General features: G+C 53.5%; 17 protein-coding genes and 1 riboswitch. Of the genes, 8 read left to right on the forward strand and 9 right to left on the reverse strand.

What is annotated here, in order from left to right:
* Positions 1-80: 80 nt before the first annotated feature.
* The 7 genes from OCY70_RS08235 to OCY70_RS08265 all read left to right on the forward strand — a co-directional run bounded on the left by OCY70_RS08235 (position 81) and on the right by OCY70_RS08265 (position 5,503).
* Positions 81-1,208 carry a baseplate J/gp47 family protein gene (locus OCY70_RS08235; RefSeq protein ID WP_261944755.1) on the forward strand — a complete coding sequence of 376 codons (1,128 nt, stop codon included), beginning with the start codon at positions 81-83 and terminating at the stop codon, positions 1,206-1,208.
* Positions 1,209-1,212: 4 nt separating this feature from the next.
* On the forward strand, positions 1,213-1,899 hold the full coding sequence (locus tag OCY70_RS08240; protein WP_213431380.1) for a hypothetical protein: 687 nt from the start codon (positions 1,213-1,215) through the stop codon (positions 1,897-1,899).
* Entirely contained in the window at positions 1,896-2,216 is a 321-nt protein-coding gene (locus tag OCY70_RS08245; protein WP_213431381.1) for a hypothetical protein, read from the forward strand. The genes OCY70_RS08240 and OCY70_RS08245 overlap by 4 nt, the downstream gene beginning before the upstream one ends.
* Entirely contained in the window at positions 2,206-3,498 is a 1,293-nt protein-coding gene (locus OCY70_RS08250; RefSeq protein ID WP_213431382.1) for a phage tail protein, read from the forward strand. Before OCY70_RS08245 ends, OCY70_RS08250 begins: the two co-directional genes overlap by 11 nt.
* Positions 3,499-3,509: 11 nt before the next feature.
* Positions 3,510-3,854 carry a hypothetical protein gene (locus OCY70_RS08255; RefSeq protein ID WP_213431383.1) on the forward strand — a complete coding sequence of 115 codons (345 nt, stop codon included), beginning with the start codon at positions 3,510-3,512 and terminating at the stop codon, positions 3,852-3,854.
* A gap of 442 nt (positions 3,855-4,296) precedes the next feature.
* A complete protein-coding gene (locus OCY70_RS08260; protein ID WP_213430038.1) occupies positions 4,297-5,055 on the forward strand; it encodes a threonine/serine exporter family protein in 759 nt (252 codons plus the stop codon).
* Positions 5,056-5,071: 16 nt separating this feature from the next.
* A complete protein-coding gene (locus OCY70_RS08265) occupies positions 5,072-5,503 on the forward strand; it encodes a threonine/serine exporter family protein (protein ID WP_213430039.1) in 432 nt (143 codons plus the stop codon).
* Between the two features lie 66 nt (positions 5,504-5,569).
* Here OCY70_RS08265 and OCY70_RS08270 read toward each other — a convergent pair whose 3' ends face one another.
* The 5 genes from OCY70_RS08270 to qoxA all read right to left on the reverse strand — a co-directional run bounded on the left by OCY70_RS08270 (position 5,570) and on the right by qoxA (position 10,548).
* On the reverse strand, positions 5,570-6,475 hold the full coding sequence (locus tag OCY70_RS08270; protein WP_213430040.1) for an SDR family oxidoreductase: 906 nt from the start codon (positions 6,473-6,475) through the stop codon (positions 5,570-5,572).
* A gap of 194 nt (positions 6,476-6,669) precedes the next feature.
* The gene (qoxD, locus tag OCY70_RS08275; RefSeq protein WP_006679562.1) at positions 6,670-6,957 is read right to left on the reverse strand and encodes a cytochrome aa3 quinol oxidase subunit IV; all 288 of its coding nucleotides are present in this window, start codon (positions 6,955-6,957) and stop codon (positions 6,670-6,672) included.
* A gap of 1 nt (position 6,958) precedes the next feature.
* Entirely contained in the window at positions 6,959-7,555 is a 597-nt protein-coding gene (qoxC, locus tag OCY70_RS08280) for a cytochrome aa3 quinol oxidase subunit III (protein ID WP_213430041.1), read from the reverse strand.
* Positions 7,552-9,495, reverse strand: coding sequence for a cytochrome aa3 quinol oxidase subunit I (gene qoxB, locus OCY70_RS08285; RefSeq protein WP_213430042.1), 1,944 nt, complete (start codon positions 9,493-9,495; stop codon positions 7,552-7,554). The genes qoxC and qoxB overlap by 4 nt, the downstream gene beginning before the upstream one ends.
* A 27-nt stretch (positions 9,496-9,522) precedes the next feature.
* Positions 9,523-10,548: a cytochrome aa3 quinol oxidase subunit II gene (gene qoxA / locus OCY70_RS08290; RefSeq protein WP_249725461.1), complete on the reverse strand. Its 1,026-nt coding sequence runs from the start codon at positions 10,546-10,548 to the stop codon at positions 9,523-9,525.
* 647 nt (positions 10,549-11,195) lie between these two features.
* Between qoxA and OCY70_RS08295 the strand changes: the two genes are divergently transcribed.
* Positions 11,196-12,290, forward strand: coding sequence for an NAD(P)H-dependent flavin oxidoreductase (locus OCY70_RS08295; RefSeq protein WP_213430043.1), 1,095 nt, complete (start codon positions 11,196-11,198; stop codon positions 12,288-12,290).
* Positions 12,291-12,416: 126 nt separating this feature from the next.
* Here OCY70_RS08295 and rbsK read toward each other — a convergent pair whose 3' ends face one another.
* From rbsK to OCY70_RS08315, 4 genes are all read right to left on the reverse strand, one after another.
* Entirely contained in the window at positions 12,417-13,346 is a 930-nt protein-coding gene (gene rbsK, locus OCY70_RS08300) for a ribokinase (RefSeq protein WP_213430044.1), read from the reverse strand.
* Between the two features lie 63 nt (positions 13,347-13,409).
* On the reverse strand, positions 13,410-14,771 hold the full coding sequence (gene dcuC, locus OCY70_RS08305) for a C4-dicarboxylate transporter DcuC (RefSeq protein WP_213430045.1): 1,362 nt from the start codon (positions 14,769-14,771) through the stop codon (positions 13,410-13,412).
* A 32-nt stretch (positions 14,772-14,803) separates the two neighbouring features.
* Positions 14,804-15,730: a ribonucleoside hydrolase RihC gene (gene rihC, locus OCY70_RS08310; RefSeq protein ID WP_261944756.1), complete on the reverse strand. Its 927-nt coding sequence runs from the start codon at positions 15,728-15,730 to the stop codon at positions 14,804-14,806.
* 222 nt (positions 15,731-15,952) lie between these two features.
* The gene (locus OCY70_RS08315) at positions 15,953-16,930 is read right to left on the reverse strand and encodes a LacI family DNA-binding transcriptional regulator (RefSeq protein WP_213430046.1); all 978 of its coding nucleotides are present in this window, start codon (positions 16,928-16,930) and stop codon (positions 15,953-15,955) included.
* Between the two features lie 461 nt (positions 16,931-17,391).
* Positions 17,392-17,479: riboswitch (cyclic di-GMP riboswitch) on the forward strand.
* The last annotated feature ends 363 nt before the right edge of the window (positions 17,480-17,842 follow it).

The raw sequence follows: 17,842 nt of genomic DNA on the forward strand, positions 1-17,842 counted from the left end.
TTCCTTCAGGTTTCGAGGCGACGAACGCTTGTATGAGCTTGATGTCGACCTGGACAGAGTGAAAGTTGAGGTGGTACTCGTTGATTGATGATAAGGTGTTGGATCAACTGCTCCCCATCCCCGACCGGGAAGAGACAAAAAACAAGCTGCGGGAAGAGCTTGAACAAGAAGGCTTCGTCATAACGAATCTATTCACGGGCGGCGTATTCTATACGCTGATGATGATTGCCATTCAAGTACGGATTGACTTGGTTCTTCTTTTGCGAAAGGTGTTGAACAACCAGTTTGTTGCGCATGCCGAATCCGGTTGGTTGGAGCTGAAAGCAGCGGACTTCTCCAAGCGGAGAAAACAGCCCGTAAAAACACGGGGATTCGTGACGTTGAAGCGCAAGGCGGCAGGAAAAGCAGTCAAGATTGCCAAAGGAGACGTTTTCCGGACGGAACCGGATATGCTCGGCGAGGAACTCCGGTTCATCGCCCTGGAAAATAGCACAATGCCAGCGGATGCCCTATCCCATCGTGTGGCAGTAGAGGCCGAAAAGGCAGGATCAACATACAACGTTCCGCCCGGTCAAATCCGGCGGTCATTGACCCACATCGAGAGCATAGACGAGATTACAAATGATGTAGATTGGATTACCCGTGAAGGCAGCGACCTCGAAGATATAGAGAGCCTACGGGCACGAACATTGAATTCCTGGGCGGAGCTCTCCACGTTGCCGATAGCTGCCAAGTACAAAAACGTATGCGAAGCTATCCCCGGCGTGCTATATGTACGCGTCGATGACCTTCACCCTCGCGGCCAGGGCACGATTGACATCATTGTCACGGGAACGGCGGGCACACCATCAGAAGGCCTCCTTCAAAAAGTCCGAGAGGAGGCCGAGAAGATAAAAGGCCCGGACGACAACCTCCTGGTTAAGGCATCGGATACGGTGACACAGGACATTGATATAACCATTTGGATAGCATCGGATGCATCCGATGCAGGCATAGAAGAGCGCGCCAAGGCCATTCTGACAGAGATCCTCCGAATCAAAAAAGGTCGCGGCCTGAATGAATTGAATCATTCAGACATCATTTTCGCGATTCGGAAGGAACTCGACGTCAGGAACGTAAAGGTCAATAATCCGCCGCAAGACGTTGTCTTGGACAACTCCAAGGTGATTGTTCTCGGTGAGGTCACCGTTAGGCTGATGAGGGGGTAACTACATGTTTCAAAAATTCAGTGATTACATGTTTTATCTCCTATATGGCCCATTAAAAAAAATTGCCAAGAAGGATAATCAGTTCTATATCTTTCTCAAGGTAATTGGCAAATTGTTTGACCAGACGAAGGAAGACATCTTCCGCGTCCGCGAGGAATCGATGATCATCTCTGCAAGCGAGACGATGCTACTCGAACACGGTCGGGATCGGGACATGCCACGATTAAAGGGCGAAGACGTTGAGGCGTATCGTTTACGGTTGATGATGAAGAACCTTATAGCGGAACAAGCCGGAACCAAGGAAGGCATACTTACCGCGCTTCGGGCGCTTGGATATGAGCATTCATATATCGAGCCCTATTATATCCATGACCCGGAGCGTTGGGCCGAATTTATTGTCTACCTGGGCAGCTCGGCACCGAGCGGAATTAATGACATCGCCGTCATTGATGCAGAAGTGATGAAGGTAAAGCCAGCTCGTTCAAAGCCTAGTTACGGCATCGAAGAAGGGGCCGGATCGACTGTAGTGATACAATCTACCTTCAGCTTCGGCTCTGTAGGGCTGCCGCTCTGTAATACCATCAAATGCGGGACGTGGCCGACAGGGGTTGGTTACTTGATCCATACTCCTCCCTGCAACACAATCAAATGTGGCACATGGCCACCTGCTAACGAGGTGACGACGTCGTGAAGACTTTTACAGAAATCGGACTTCAAAAGCAATTACAAAGATTCGCCGATTCTCTCTCTCATGCAGCATATCAAAACTCAGGCGAGACGAAACGGATTGACTTCATGAAGCTTACTGCCGAGGGAGATACAGTTCGAGTGTACATCTATTTCGATGACAGTGTCGCGGGTCAAATTGGAAACGTTGAATTGATAGACCATGACGGCGATATTGTTGCCCGGGCTGAAAGAGAATTCATCAAGCCAGCGAGTAAGGGCTTGTATGTAGCATTCAAATATAGATTGATTGAAATGGAGGTCGAGGGGCTTGGCATATAACCGCACCGAATGGCGTGACCATATCGTTGCACCGACTGGCGAAGTCATCCAGGAAGGCACGCCGATATCAGCCCGAAACCTAAATAACATTGAGGAAGGGATATACCAGCTCAGCCAGCGGATTGATGATGTGAAGGTTCCGGCTGCTTCCCTGACCCAGGCGGGCATCACCCAGCTATCAAATGCAACGGACAGCACCGACGAGACGAAGGCAGCCACGCCGAAGGCCGTAAACGAGGCGATGCAAGCAGCTGTCAATGCACAAGGAGCCATCGAAGCTCATACTGAGGATCAAGTCCGGCATATTACGGCTGCCGAGCGGACGGCTTGGAATGCAAAGGAAACGACTGAAGGGGCACAGGCAAAAGCAAACCAAGCTGAATCGAACGCCAAAAGCGCAAGTCTGCCGCGCTCGGGTGGCACTATCACGGGCGGGCTCACTGTTAACGGTGCACTGACCGTCCAATCGCGCAATATCATAACGGAGCTCGATTCGGTAAAGCAATCTGTCGTTGATGGGAAAGGGAAAGTCGCGGGGGTCATCAACGACAAAGGTGGCGGGCCAGTCTCCGCGAATAGTACGTTTGACCAATTGGCTGCTGCAATTAGTGGTATTCCACAAGCGAAGGGCAACCTCGCCCTAACAAGCACGTTCTTTGACATGCTGGGAAACTATGTTGGGAAAGGCATGTTTATCAACAAGGATAATAATTTTGTACTAGTCAAAGAAACAACATCAGGTTCCCCGGTAAAATACCAATCGGAGCTACATGAGGTGTCGCCAAACGGAACTGTTGTGAGGGCAGTACATCTGGGCGCTCCACGGGAGTTTGCGGCGAGTAGTTTGGTGGTAGGCGATAATGTTGTACTTATCGTGTTGAGTGGCTCTTCAAAAACATATGAACTGTATGACCATGCGGGAAAACTCATATCAAAAAACAATGTGGATTCTTCTGCTCCCGACTACGAAGTAATCGCAGTCACTCGTGACGGCTCTAACACGTTCATTGTTGATAGAGGTTATAGAGATAGAGACCCTGTAAGAATTTTAAACCATGCAGCAGTACCTTATTTCACAATGCCTTCCGGAAGTGTCAGCGCCGAGGAAGCTGTTTTTTTAAGCAAGACAAAACTGTATGTAGCACGACAAAGTTATTCGCCGATAGCTCGCAAGCATACTATTATTACGAGAAACAACCTGTCCTTTAGTTACGAAATGACAGACAAAAGCACATCAGACTCAGGCGTTATTCAATTTCTTGGAGCACACGCATATCGATAAGGAGGATTAACATGATTGGATTAAAATTAACAAATGTTATAGGGCCGAGAGGCGGTAACTATGATTACAAGGGTTTGGACACGAACAAGTTTGTCCCGGGCACACTGGTATATCCTTCAGAATCATATGACTTTTATGTCATAACAGAGCAGTCAAGGGAAGAAATCCCGGAACACGAGGACATCCATCTTATTACGGAAGAAGAGTACGAGGCAGCTTATGAAGCAGAACGCAATAGACCACGTGAGCCCGGCCCGATTGAAAAGCTACAGGCGGAGAACGAAGAGCTTCGGAGGCAGCTTGACGCGTTGCAGTTGGCTGTGATGGGTATGATGGACGAAGGGGGTAATGCATAATGAAGAGCCTATTTTTCGCATTTCTTATGGACTGCTGGCGAAAAGGTTTTGCTGATGAAGATAAGCTTCAGTCGTATGTTCCTAAGTACATTTCGGCTGAAGAATGTCAAGAAATCATTGAGACGAAAGGGTGAGAACCTCACTTCTATAACGGCGCAATTTTGCCAAATATCTTGATAAACATTGCCAAAAAAATGCGCCGCTACAGAAGAGCACGATCTGCCCGTGCCCGAACGGAACAAATCGATAGGTTCATGACCGCGAAATGCAGCCCTTCCGGCTGCATTTTCCTCATCTGGACTAAACCGGGAGGCTCGGTTACACTATAGGCAGAATGATAGAGAAGGAGAGCGAAGGCTCTCCTTTTTGCGAATGGACATCGCGGAATGTCCCGAGCAACTCATCAATGACAGCGCAGATGGCCAGTATGGGGAGTGAAGGAATGAGCGCACAGCCGAGTGCAAGCTACGAGGTGACTCAGGTATGTCTTCTCGCGGGGAAAATTATGCTCCAGTGCGGCGGCGAGACGTACCGGGTGGAGGACACGATGATGCGGATTGCGGCTGCTTACGGATACGAGAACAGTCACAGCTTCGTGACGCCGACCGGCATCATCTTCGCCATTGACGGCTCCGCGCCGACAACGCGGCTGTTCCGCATCGGGGAGCGGTCGACCGATCTGAAGAAGGTGACGCTCGTCAACAATATTTCGCGGAGGATTAGCGGAGAAGGGCTTCCGGCGTCCGAGGCGCTGCGCTTGCTGCAGCGAATCGACAAGGCCCGGCTGGCCTATCCGCTATGGCTGCAAATCGCCGCGGCGACGATATCCAGCGGCTGCTTCGCCATTATGTTCCGGGGCGGCTGGCCAGAATTCCTGCCGGCGATGCTGGCGGGCGGCATCGGCTTCTCGCTGCTGCTGTATGTGCACGGGCTGGTGCGCATCAAGTTTTTCGCCGAATTCCTGGCGTCGATCGCCATCGGAACGGTCTCCTATCTCTGCGTCACATATGGGCTGGGGCGCGACTTGGACAAAATCATCATCGGCTCGGTCATGCCGCTCGTGCCCGGACTGCTGATTACGAATGCCGTGCGGGATCTGATGGCCGGACATCTCGTCTCCGGCATCTCGAAGGGCGCGGAAGCCTTCCTGACCGCCTTCGCGATCGGAGCCGGCATCGCATGCGTCTTGTCCCTCGGATAATGGAAGGAGGATGGGAATGAGCTTCATCGAACAATCGGCGGTCAGCTTCCTCGCGACGGCCGCCTTCGGCATACTTTTCAATGTTCCGGGGAAAAATCTCGTGCAGTGCGGCTTCGTCGGCTTAATCGGGTGGCTTGTCTACCTGTCGTTCACGATGGTCGGGATGGATGCCATTCCGGCGACCTTGATCGCGTCCTTCGTCGTGACGATGGTAAGCCACGTGTTCGCCAAGAAATACCGGACTCCGATCATCGTGTTCAATGTTTCCGGCATTATCCCGCTTGTGCCCGGGGGCATGGCCTATGACGCGATGCGGAATGCGGTCGGGAATGAATATGACATTGCGGTTCAGCTTGCGGTCAAGGCGGCGATGATCTCGGGCGCGATTGCGATGGGGCTGGTGTTCTCCGAAGTTATCTATCAAGTCATGCGAAGAAAGGCGGCCTAGCCTAAGCCGGCAATCGGCTGCCTGGCCGGCCGCCGGCTAGCGAGCCGTCCTCTCCCTCGGCCAGGTTCAGGAGGTAATGAACCCGCCGCCGTTCACATGCATGGTCTCGCCGGTAACGTAGCGGGAGTCGTCGCTCGCCAGGTAGATATAGGCGGGGGCGAGCTCGAACGGCTGTCCGGACCGCTTCATCGGCGTATCCGAGCCGAAGACCGCTACCCGATCGGCGGAGAAGCTGGACGGAATGAGCGGCGTCCAGATCGGGCCCGGAGCGACCGCATTGACGCGGATGCCCTGCTCGACCAGCGAGAGGGATAATGAGCGGGTGAAGGATACGATGGCTCCCTTCGTCGACGAGTAGTCAATCAATGTCTTCTCGCCGCGGTAAGCGGTAATCGAGGCGGTATTGATAATCGAGCTGCCCGGCTTCAGATGGGGCAGGGCCGCCTGCGTGACGAAGAAGAAGGAGAAAATATTGGTGCGGAACGTCTGCTCCAACTGCTCCTCGGTAATATCGAGCAGGCTGTGCTGCGGATACTGCACGCCAATATTGTTCACCAGCACATCGAGCCGTCCGAAGCGGCGCAGCGTCTGCTCCACGATATCGCAGCACGCGGCCCGGCTCCGCAGATCGGCCTTCATCGCCAGGACGCGCCCTCCCAACTGCCCGATCCGGTCACGGGTCTCCTGCGCATCGGCCTCTTCATACAGATAAGCGAATGCGACCGCCGCTCCTTCCTTGGCGCAAGCAATAGCCACAGCCCGGCCAATGCCGCTGTCTCCGCCCGTAATGAGCACGGCCCGATCCCGGAGCTTGCCGCTGCCGGCATAGTGCGGATTCTCCACGATCGGCCGCGGACACATTATATATTCCAATCCCGGCTGCTGATGTTGATGCTGGGGCGGGAACGTAATCGGCTGCTCCTCGCACTTCGTCATTGTGCTGTAATAAGGATACATGGGGTAATCATACATAGCGTTCGGATCCTCCCTATAGTTATTCGCCTAGACCTACCGTATTCAGGATGGACCCGGTTCGTTCCGCCTTCTGTCTCCGCTCCTGCTGCCCCGTACGACAACCGCCTTACCGCTGTTAACTATCGCCCCGCACCAAAAAGCGGCTGCTCCGAAGTCCCTGACTTCAGAGGCAGCCGCTTGGCTGAATCGATTTATTGATAACCCCAAATCATCGTGAACAGCGTACCGAAGACGGTCACCAGACCGACGAACAGCGCGTAGACGAGGTTCGTCATGTTGGACGACTTCGTTGTCTTGTCTTCCGTAGCGTGCATGAACAAGAACAGCTGCACAGATGCCTGGATAGCGGCACAGACGAGCAGGATGGTCATTCCCATGGCGAACGACATATCCCAGAAAATGACGGCCAGCGCGACGACAGAAAGGATGAGAGAGAAGACATATCCCATCACATGACGAATCGGGAACAGTTGTTTCATGTCACATCAATCCTTTCAAGTAGACAAAGCTGAAGATGAAGATCCAGACGACGTCAAGGAAGTGCCAGTACAGCGAGAAGATGAACGACTTGTTCGATGTATCCAGCGTAAAGCCTTCGCGTGCAATCTGAATCATAATCCCCGCTCCCCACAGCAGGCCCAGCGTGACGTGCGCGCCGTGCGTGCCCAGCAGCACGAACAAGCTGGACAGGAAGGCGCTCGTCTGCAGTGTTGCGCCGTCATGGACATACGTCACGAACTCGCTGATCTCGACGCCGAGGAAGCCGAGGCCGAGCAGCAGCGTGATGCCGAAGAAGACGAGCGACGGCTTCTTCAGTCCGAGACGCATGCTGTGAATCGCGAGACCGCAGGTGAAGCTGCTGGTCAGAAGCAGGAACGTCTCGATCAGGACGCCCTTCAGTTCAAAAATATCCGTACCCGTCGGGCCGCTGCCCGTACGGTTCCACAAGGTCAGATAGACAGCAAAGAGGGTGGAGAAGAGGACAATCTCTGCCCCCAGGAACAACCAGAATCCGAAAATACGGTTGCTGTTCTCCTCCGAGCGATATTCAAGCGGCAGCGTGTTGTCTAATTTCATGCTTGTTCACCCCGCAATCGTTGTTCCGTCTCCTGAATCGTCTTCACAGGAATGTGATGGCCGTGATCGCGCTCGAAGGAGCGGACCGCGAGCATAATCAGCACACCCAGGCCGGCGATGATGGACGGAATCCACCAGCTGAAGACGAGGAAGAAGCCCAGGAAGAAGAAGATGACGCCCAGAATAAACGGTTGCCCGCTGTTATTCGGCATATGGATCTCTTCGATTTTGTCTTCATACAACGGCTGTTTGTCTTTTTTCCAGAACCAGAACGCGTCCATGCTCTTCACATTCGGGATGACGGCGAAGTTGTACTCCGGCACCGGACTGTGGGTGCTCCACTCCAGCGTGCGCGCATCCCAAGGGTCGCCGGTCGTGTCTCTTGGCGCATACCGGGCGCTCCAGTAAATGTTGTACACGAGAATCCCGAAGCCGATAGCCAGGCCGAAGGCGCCGATCGTGGCGATCAGGTTGAGCGGACCGAAGCCGGTCTCGGCCGAGTACGTGTACATCCGGCGCGTCATGCCGTTCAATCCGAGGAAGAAAAGCGGCAAGAACGTGATGTTGAAGCAGATCGCGATGAACCAGAAGCTGATTTTGCCCAGACGCTCGTTCAGGCGGAAGTCGAAAATTTTCGGGAACCAGTAGTACATGCCGGCAATGACCGCGAACACGGTGCCCGGAATCAGCACATAGTGGAAGTGCGCGACCAGGAACATCGTATTATGGTATTGATAGTCGGCGCTCGCCATCGCGAGCATGACGCCCGTTACGCCCCCGATCGTGAAGATCGGAATGAAAGCGAGGGCATACATCATTGGTGTCGTAAACTGTATCTTCCCTTTTTGCATGGTGAAGAGCCAGTTGAATATTTTGACCCCGGTCGGCACGGCAATCGCCATCGTCGTGACGGAGAAGAAGCCGTTGACCATGGCCCCGTGACCCATCGTATAGAAGTGGTGCGCCCATACGACGAAGGACAGGAGCGAGATGGCAACCATACTGAATACCATCGATTTATAGCCGTACAAATTTTTGCGCGAGAAGGTCGAGATAATCTCGCTGTAAATCCCGAACGCAGGCAGAACGACGATATAGACCTCCGGATGGCCCCATACCCAGAACAGGTTGGCCCACAGCATATCCATGCCGCCATTGGCCATCGTGAAGAATTGCGCTCCGAACATCCGGTCGAACATCATCAAGGCGAGCGCTACCGTCAGAACCGGGAACGCGAACAGGATGATGACGCAGGTGATCAGAACGGACCACGTGAACATCGGCATGCGCATCAGCGTCATGCCAGGCGCGCGCATTTTGAGAATCGTCACGATGAAGTTGACCCCGGTCATCAAGGTACCGATACCGGCAATCTGCAGCGCGATGGAGTAGAAGTTCATGCCGACGGTCGGACTGAACTCCACGCTCGCGAGCGGGAAGTAAGCGGTCCAGCCGGCGTCCGGCGAACCCCCGATAACGAACGAAATGTTGAACAGCATCGCCCCGAAGAAGAACAGCCAGAAGCTGACTGCATTCAAGCGGGGAAATGCGACGTCGCGGGCCCCGATCTGAAGCGGGATCACGACGTTCATTAAGCCGATAATGAATGGCATCGCCATGAACAGGATCATGATGACCCCGTGTGTCGTAAAGATTTCGTTATAGTGCTGCGCGTCCAGGAACTTCATGTCCGGAGCCGCGAGCTGCGTGCGCATCAGCAGGGCGTCGACGCCGCCGCGGAACAGCATGAGGAGCGCGGCGATAATGTACATGACGCCGATGCGCTTATGATCGACGGTCGTCAGCCACTCGCGCCACAGGTACCCCCATTTTTTGAAATAGGTCAGCCCGATGAGGATGGCGAGCGACACGAGGACGATACTGGCCATCGCGCCGTAGATCATCGGTTCTCCGGTAACGAAAAATTCGTCCCATTTCATACAGATTTGACTCCTTTCTCTGCGAATCTAGTTGCCATGCTGAGAGTGCTCCGTCTGCTCATGCTCCGGCTCTGAACCGTTCATCGCACCGTGATCCATATCCGAATGATTCATATTCGCATGGTCGGTGTCCGAATGCTCCGTTCCCGTGTGGTTCGTGCCGGAGTGCTCCGAGTCGGATTCCGGAGCGGTTGCATCGTCCGATCCGTGATGATGGCCTGCATGCTCGCCTTCAGGCGCAGGCTTGAAGTCCAGATGGGTTGACGAGTAGCTTTTGCGTCCGACATGCTCCGTCGCGAGCAAGGTATCGAACTCTTCGCTCGTCAGTTCCGGCGCCGTGGTTTTCACTTCGTTCACCCATTTGTCGAAGGCTTCCGGCGACATGGCCAATGCCTCGAAATCCATGTGGGCGAAGCCTTCTCCCGAGAAGTTGGAGTTCTTGCCCATGAAGGAACCCTCATGTTCGGCCACGAGCCGCAGCTTGGTCACCATGTCGCTCATGGCGTATTTCTGCCCGCCGAGCTGCGGAATCCAGAAGCTTGTAATCGGCCCGTACGAATAGAGCCGGAACTCGACTGGCCGGTTCGTCGGAATGTTGACGTAATTGACCGTCTCGACGCCTTCTTCCGGATAGCTGAAATGCCACTTCCAGTTCGAGGAGGAGGCATAGACGACAAGCGGCTTCTGATCCTCATAGCCCGCAGGCGTGGTCTCCACGGCATTGGTCGATCGAACCGTAACGACCGACAGAATGATGACGATAATGACCGGAATCAGCGTCCATGTAATTTCCAGCCATGTGCTTCCCTCCATATGCGGCGGCTCATAGTCCGGCGCGGCCTTCGACGCCCGGTACTTGGTCAGCATATAGATGTACAGGACATAGACGACCAGCAGCACGCCCGCCATAATAAACATGGAGAAGATGATCGTGTCCGATTGGGTCTTGGCCACCGGACCTTTTGGATCCAGCACGAGCAGTGATGAATCACATCCGGTCAGCAGGATGAGAAGAGATAGAAAAAGAAAAGATAGCGACCATCTCTTTTTCACAAAAATACCCCTTTCTATGTGTGATGAACTTCGCTGAAATATGTCGGGATAATGATTTCACAGTCTATGTTAGTAAGAAGGGAGTAGAAAAACAAAGCATATAGAAAACCATATATGACATTAAATGGATTGGGGTTGGGCGTGAAAGCCAAAAAAATAAATGATTAATTGTGATATATGACAAAAATCACGCGTATTCGGCCGAAATCGGCCGTTTTGATTTTTGTACACATTTATGGGCGGAAAGGCCGAGTTTGCAATATTGTCACATTAGAAGCGGGGTGAAAAGCGTGGTTTTTGCATGGCGGAGCCTCGCCTTAACTGGTAATTATTTGTACAATAGAGCTATGACATGTTCGTTCGAAGCCTTGCTGCATTCGGTTTCTTCGGCTTTATTCACGAATGGGCCGCCTTCCGAACGGACGGCTCCTCATATGATATCGGGCTGTCATAAAATCGTAACATCCGATGAAGAAAAGGTGTTTTATGGGTAAACAAATGTCTTCTTGGTGAGAACAAAAATGACTTCCCGCCGCAAGCGATCTTGCTAAAGCTCTCGTTTTCTGCCGAAAGGTAAGGATTGGTACTTAAAGGATGCCCGGCTTAGGGACGGCGGGCTCTAAAATCAATGGAATGGAGCTGAGTTCATGATGAAGATGACCACGGAGCTGTGCAAAGCATTGAATATCGCGTATCCTATCGTGCAAGCGGGCATGGCGGGCGGACCGGCGACCGCGGACCTCGTGGCGAGCGTGTCCGAGGCAGGCGCTCTCGGGACGCTGGGCGCGGCCTATATGGAGCCGGACGATATCCGGGCGGCGATTCGGCTGATTCGCCAGCGGACCGCCAAGCCGTTCGCGGTCAATCTGTTCGCGGCGGATATGACGGACGATGCGAGCCGAATCGCCGAGGTGAACCAAGTGCTGCGCGGCATCCGATCCGAGCTTGGGCTCGGAGAGCCGGCCGCGGAGCTGCATACGCCCGATCGGTTCGAGCAGCAGATGCAGGTGCTGCTTGAGGAGAATGTGCCTGTTATCAGCACCGCATTCGGCATTCTGCCGGCACGGCTCATGGAAGAGGTGAAGCGGCGGGGGATTCAGGTCACGACGATGGTGACGACCGTCCGCGAAGCGGTGGAGGCGGAATGGGCGGGCAGCGACGTCATCGTGGCCCAGGGCAGTGACGCCGGCGGCCACCGCGGCACGTTCGACGTCGGCTTGCACCCGAACGGAGCCAATATCGGCACGTTCTCTCTCGTGCCTCAGATCGCCGATCAGGTTCGGGTCCCGGTCGTCGCGGCGGGCGGGGTGATGGACGGGCGCGGTCTGGTGGCGGCATTGGCCTTGGGCGCGAGCGGCGTGCAGCTCGGAACGAGGTTCCTGACCGCCGCCGAGTCGTGGGCCCATCCGGCCTATAAGCAAGCGCTGCTGGACAGCACGGAGGAGAGCACCGTCATTACGCGGGTGTTCTCGGGACGGCCGGCACGGGGGATCAGCAACGCGTTTGTACGGCGATTCGATGAGAGCGGGGTAGAGCCGCTGCCGTTTCCGACCCAGAACTCGGCAACGAATGAGATTCGGCAGGCCGCGGCAGCACGGAAGCAAGCCGATTATATGTCGCTGTGGGCCGGCCAAGCTACGCGGCTGCTGACGGACGGAGATTCGGCCTCCCGCATTGTGATGGAGATCATGGAAGAGGCGCAGCGGCTGTTGAACGGCCTTCCGGCGCTGAATCAAGCGTAAAACAGACGGTGTCTAAGGAAGGAGATAGCGATGTATCAGGCGGTGAACGCCGCTCTGGCCGTCGGGAAATACCGCAAATAAAGCAGAAACAGCCCAGCCTGGCATATTGCCGGACTGGGCTGTATTTTACTTCTCCTGCAAAGATTCCAGCTCATGCGCGTAAGGAATCGAGGAGATGGCCCCCTTGCGCTGCACGACCAGCGCCGAGAAGGAGTTGGCGAAGCGGACGATGTCTTCCATATGGCGGACATCCTGCCATTGAGCGAGATCGAGGCGGCTGCACAGGGCGCCGATGAATGAATCGCCGGCGGCCGTCGTGTCGACAGCGGTTACGCGCTTGGCCGGCACATGCGCGGCTCCATCCGCGTGGCAGATAAGCGCCCCTTGCTCGCCCAGCGTGACGATGACGTAGCGGATGCCGTACCCAAGCAGCCGGTCCGCCGCCTGGCGAATCGCATCGTCGCTGGACGGCTCCACTCCCGTGATGATCTGCATCTCGGATTCATTCGGCACCAGAATGTCGGTAGCCCGCAGCAGTTCCTCCGGAATGACCTTGGCCGGAGCCGGATTAAGAACCGTCACTTTGCCTTGCTGCTTGGCATAGACGAATGCTTGGGTCACCGCCGGAATCGGAATTTCGAATTGAGCGATGACGATGTCTGCCTGATCGATGGCCGAGTAAGCCCGCTCTATATCTTCCTCGCGGATGCTCATATTGGCGCCCGACGTGACGATAATGGCATTTTTCCCGTCCTCTTGAATCAGAATTGTCGCTTCTCCGGAATGCACCTTCGGATCGACATCGATATGCGAGGTATCGATTTGCTCCTCCTTCAGCACCGCCAGAAGCTGATCGCCGGCTTTATCTTCACCGACCTTGCCGATGAAGGCGACCTTCGCGCCCAAGCGGGCAGCGGATACGGCTTGGTTGCAGCCTTTGCCTCCGGCGCTGGAAGAGGTGCTGATCCCGTGCACCGTCTCCCCCACCATCGGCAGTCTTGCGAGCAGATGGCTTGTATCTCTGTTTAAGCTGCCCACGACACATATATGGTTCATTTTCTAACACTCCCTCCTACCTGGAGAAGATCCCTGGCGGGATCCTCTCATTCCCTTGTCCTCTTAGGCGAACATAATGAACGACAAGATGAGGCAAGAGACGACCCCGACCAGAATCGGCACGGATGTCCGCTTCACAATTTGTATCGGGTTGACCTTAATAATCGAAGCGACGACGATAATAACCGCCGCTACCGGCGAAATCGATCGGATCAGATTCGAGGTCAACTGCATCGGCAGAGCGACCATGATGCTGCTCACGCCGATTTTCTCCGTAATCTCCGGAATAATATTGATGAACGAATAGAATACAGCCAGACCGCTTCCGCTGATGAAGCCGATAAGACCAGCCACACCAGAGAAGATAAGCATCAGGATGATGCCGGCGCTCTCGACATGCTTGACGGATTCAATCAGCATATCGATAATGCCGATCGCTTTCAACCCCTCGACCAGCATGCTGGCAGCGACGATAAGCGATACGACTTGCGCCAGTCCGGTTCCCATTCCGGTAAAGAAGATCGAGAGCTGCTTTGATGTCTCTTTGAAGCTGCCTTTGCGAATAATCTCGATGATTAAAGCTAGGGCGAGACATATAAAGGTGATCTCGATCAGACCCAGCTGAATATTCGTGATAATCAGACCGAATACGAGTACGAGAATGAGCGGCAAAATCGGCAGCAAGCCGTAATAGCTTGGCGGCAAGTCGGTTTTCACCTTCAGCTTCTCGTCATTAATATCCTGCTGGATGCTGCCCTGTTGGCGCTTGTCCATATACTTCTGCCAGAAGTAGTGGGCTACGGCCATAATCAGCAGAACCGGAATCGAGATTTTGGCATGATAGGAGAAAACATACTCGACCAGGCTGACACCCAGCTTCTCTGCGGCTACGACGTTATCCGCTCCGAGCGGCGTCGGCATGATGGTGGCTGTTGTCGCAATGACGGCTCCGGCAGTCAGGGAGGACATCCCTGTATTTTTCAACACCGGATATAGCGTCGCCATGAGCAGCACAGCCAAGCTGGATGCGCTGGGAACAACAAGAGACAACAGGTTGCCCAACAGGAAAATAATCGGTACAAGGATATACTGCGATTTGATTCGGCCCAGCGGCTTCGTCATTAAATGGACGGCTACATCATTGGCTCCGATGTGCGTCATATAACTGGAGAAGCCAAAGAGCACCATAATGGTCAAGCCGACGCTTCCCAGTTGCTTAACGAAGATCAGGCCAATCTGCTTGAACGGATCAAGCAGGGCGAGCCCGGTTGTATCTTCAGGTGACAGAACTGGATGTCCGAGCAGCGCGGCAGCGATCATAAGCACGATACCTGCGGCCAGGAGCACAAACTTAGCGTCATAGTTCTTGGCGATCAAATACCCGGTTGCAACAAGAAGAACGATGCTGATGATGATCTCCAACACGTTGAACACGCTCCCTTATATAATAAGAAGGTTTATACGGTTTTGCCAAGGACTTCAATCGCCCACTCGCGGAAAGCGGGAACATCAATGTCCAGACATACGGCGGCGTTGCTTGGCTTGCCAAGGCGGTTCGTAATATCGGTGACCGTCGTGCCGGCCGTATAAGTTCCTGCCAGCTCGATGTCAACGAAGCAGTCCTGCGTCTTGAACAGTCCTGGATTGACCAGATAGGCGATAGCGCACAGGTCATGCATTTTCAAGCCGCGGCTCTTCAGGCTGCCGCCCCGGTAATGCTGGAACAAGGAGTAGAGCATGAAGCCCGTCTTGTTCATTTCCTTTATCTTCTCCACAATCTCGGTCGTCAATGTAGCCTGGCTGGTCACGTCAAGTCCGACCATCACCAGCGGCAGACCGGCATTGAATACGATGCTGGCGGCTTCCGGATCGGCATAAATGTTGTATTCTGCATTCGGCGTATGGTTGCCGCGGGAAGCGGAACCGCCCATCAGCACGATTCGCTCAATCTTCTCCTTGCATTCCGGGAACAGCGTCAGCAGCAGCGCCACATTCGTAAGCGGCCCAATCGGAACGATCGTAATCGGTTCCGGGCTGTTCAGAATGGTGTCGCGCATCTGCAATACGGCATGATCGAGCGGAGCCTGCTTCGGTTCGTCGAAATCATATCCGTCCATGCCGGATTCCCCGTGAATATGGCTGGAGTCTTCGGCCGGGCGCACGAGAGGCTTGGCCGCGCCCCGGGCGACAGGCACTTCTTTGCCGAAGAACTCGAGCAGCTTCAAGGCGTTATTGGTCGTCTTGTCGAGGCCGACATTGTCTGCAACCGTCGTAATCAGCCGGACATCGATACGCTCATGGAACAGGGCGGCCGCAATGGCGACGGCGTCATCAATTCCAGGGTCCGTATCCAGAATGATGGGGATTTTTTTCATAGTTTCCATGTTCAAGCACTCCTTTTTGGATGTAGTGGGTTGAAAGCGGCATATGAAAACATATCAATTGTATGTGTAACCGGTTACACATCCGACAAAGAATTTCTTCATCCCACGCTGTCGGATGGGTATGAAGAAAAATGAGACTGGAGAGAGCGCACGCTGTTTTTTCTAAAGAATAGCATTCCCTGAAAATAAAGTTCTATGAAAGCGGAGTTGAGGACGGGCCGATTATCTCGTCGTCCCTCGCGGAATCAGCTCTACGGGAAGCTTGTAATGCATCGTATCCAGCGGCCTTCTTTCGATCATTTTAATCAGCATTCGGGCTGCCAGCAGCCCCATTTCATAAATAGATTGTGCGACTGTCGTTAATTCCGGGTAGACCATCTCGCCCAGCGAGATGCCGTCGAAGCCGACAATCTGCATCCGGTCGGGAACGGGAATGTCCCGTTTCTGAACGGCCCGCAGCGCTCCCATCGCCATAATATCGTTGCCGGCGAAGATTCCGTCGATATCGGGGTGACGGTCCAGCAAGCGATTGGCCGCTTCCGCCGCCTGATTCAGGTTGAAGTTGCCTTCGACGATGAGATCCGGGGAGAACCATGCGGCCTCCTGCACGACATCCAAATATCCTTGGCAGCGTTCATCCGCAATCGAGAGCTGCTGCGGTCCCCGAATATGGGCGATTTTGCTGCAGCCGCGATCAAGGAGATATTGCACGCCTTGCCGGGCGCCCTCGCGGTTGTCGGAGGCGACCGTCGGTATGGTGTCCGAAATCGTCCGGTCCAACGTGACAACCGGAACATCGAGCTGCCGGACTTCTTCCGCCGACAGGGTATCCGATGCGAGGATGAAGCCATCGATGTATTTCTGCTTCAACGCATGAATATATTGCTTCTCATTGGCAGGGGTGTCGTCGGAGTTGCACAGAATGGTCGCGTATCCGTATAGCTGGGTCACCTTCTCCACGGCTCGGGCAAGTTCATTGAAGAACGGGTTCGTGATGTCCGGGACAATAAGCGCCAGCATTTTCGCCGATTTTTTGGTCAAGCTCCTGGCGACGTCATTCGGAATATAGTTCAGTTCCCGAATCGCGTTCATCACTTTCTTCTCGGTATCCTCGTGGACGTACCCTTTTTGATTAAGGACCCGGGAGACGGTTGCGACCGATACGCCCGCCAATCTTGACACATCTTTGATCGTGGCCATGACGGAGTATCCTTCCTTTCCATGTGTAACCGGTTACACATCCGTTACATCATTTATCATATGTCCTGCTTGTCCGTTTGTCAACGATCCGATATGTGGAAATTGATTGTTATTGTTGTCTCCTCCGGTCGAAGTGCCAGCAACCGGCCCTTATATTATGACCCAGTTTGGCATGAATCGGTGACATGTGAACTCCCGCATCCACCTGCCCATCGATTGGTGATGTAGGCATAAAGACCTATAATAATGAAAATAATTAGTGATATGATTTTCATAGAAATGAATATTTTATACTATAGCAAGGTCATAAAAATCCCACTATCAGGAGGTTTTGGGGGATATTAAGACTTTGAAAGAGCGTCGAAAAATTTTCAAAAAGTTATTGACAAAAAGAAGGTTATCCCATTATATTGAACATAAAATAGTACTTTAGCTGGATATCATCAGATGTGCAAACTACATAGTGAACAGGGCACACTAGTCGAAAGATTAGGCCGCAAAGCTTAGGAATCTAAAGGCCGTCAGGCCCATGATCGTCCGGCTGCATTTAACATTTGTTAAATTGCAGCTGGACTTTTTTATTTTTAGTTATCGCTACCACTCTTATAAAGAAGGAATGATGGAGGATTGCTACCATGAACTATGCAAAGAGAACGTTACAAGTTCGCCGGCCAACAGAGGAGAAAACTGGAATACACAAGGTTGAGACACTATGCATTCCGGATGCTCCCATGGCCATCTCAAAAACCGTAAGGGTTTAAGTGGTGGGTAGTTCACTAAAAAATATTTGTGTCATGTATAACACAAAAGAAGCCGCCAATCTATCTTTTGGCGATAAAGTTGCCGCGGGGAGGAGGTGCCTGAACTGTAAGTTATTTTTCACAACTGACTGATTCCAAATAGTTTCAGTAT

The sequence above is a fragment of the Paenibacillus melissococcoides genome (assembly GCA_944800085.1).
Taxonomy (GTDB): Bacteria; Bacillota; Bacilli; order Paenibacillales; family Paenibacillaceae; genus Paenibacillus_B; species Paenibacillus_B melissococcoides.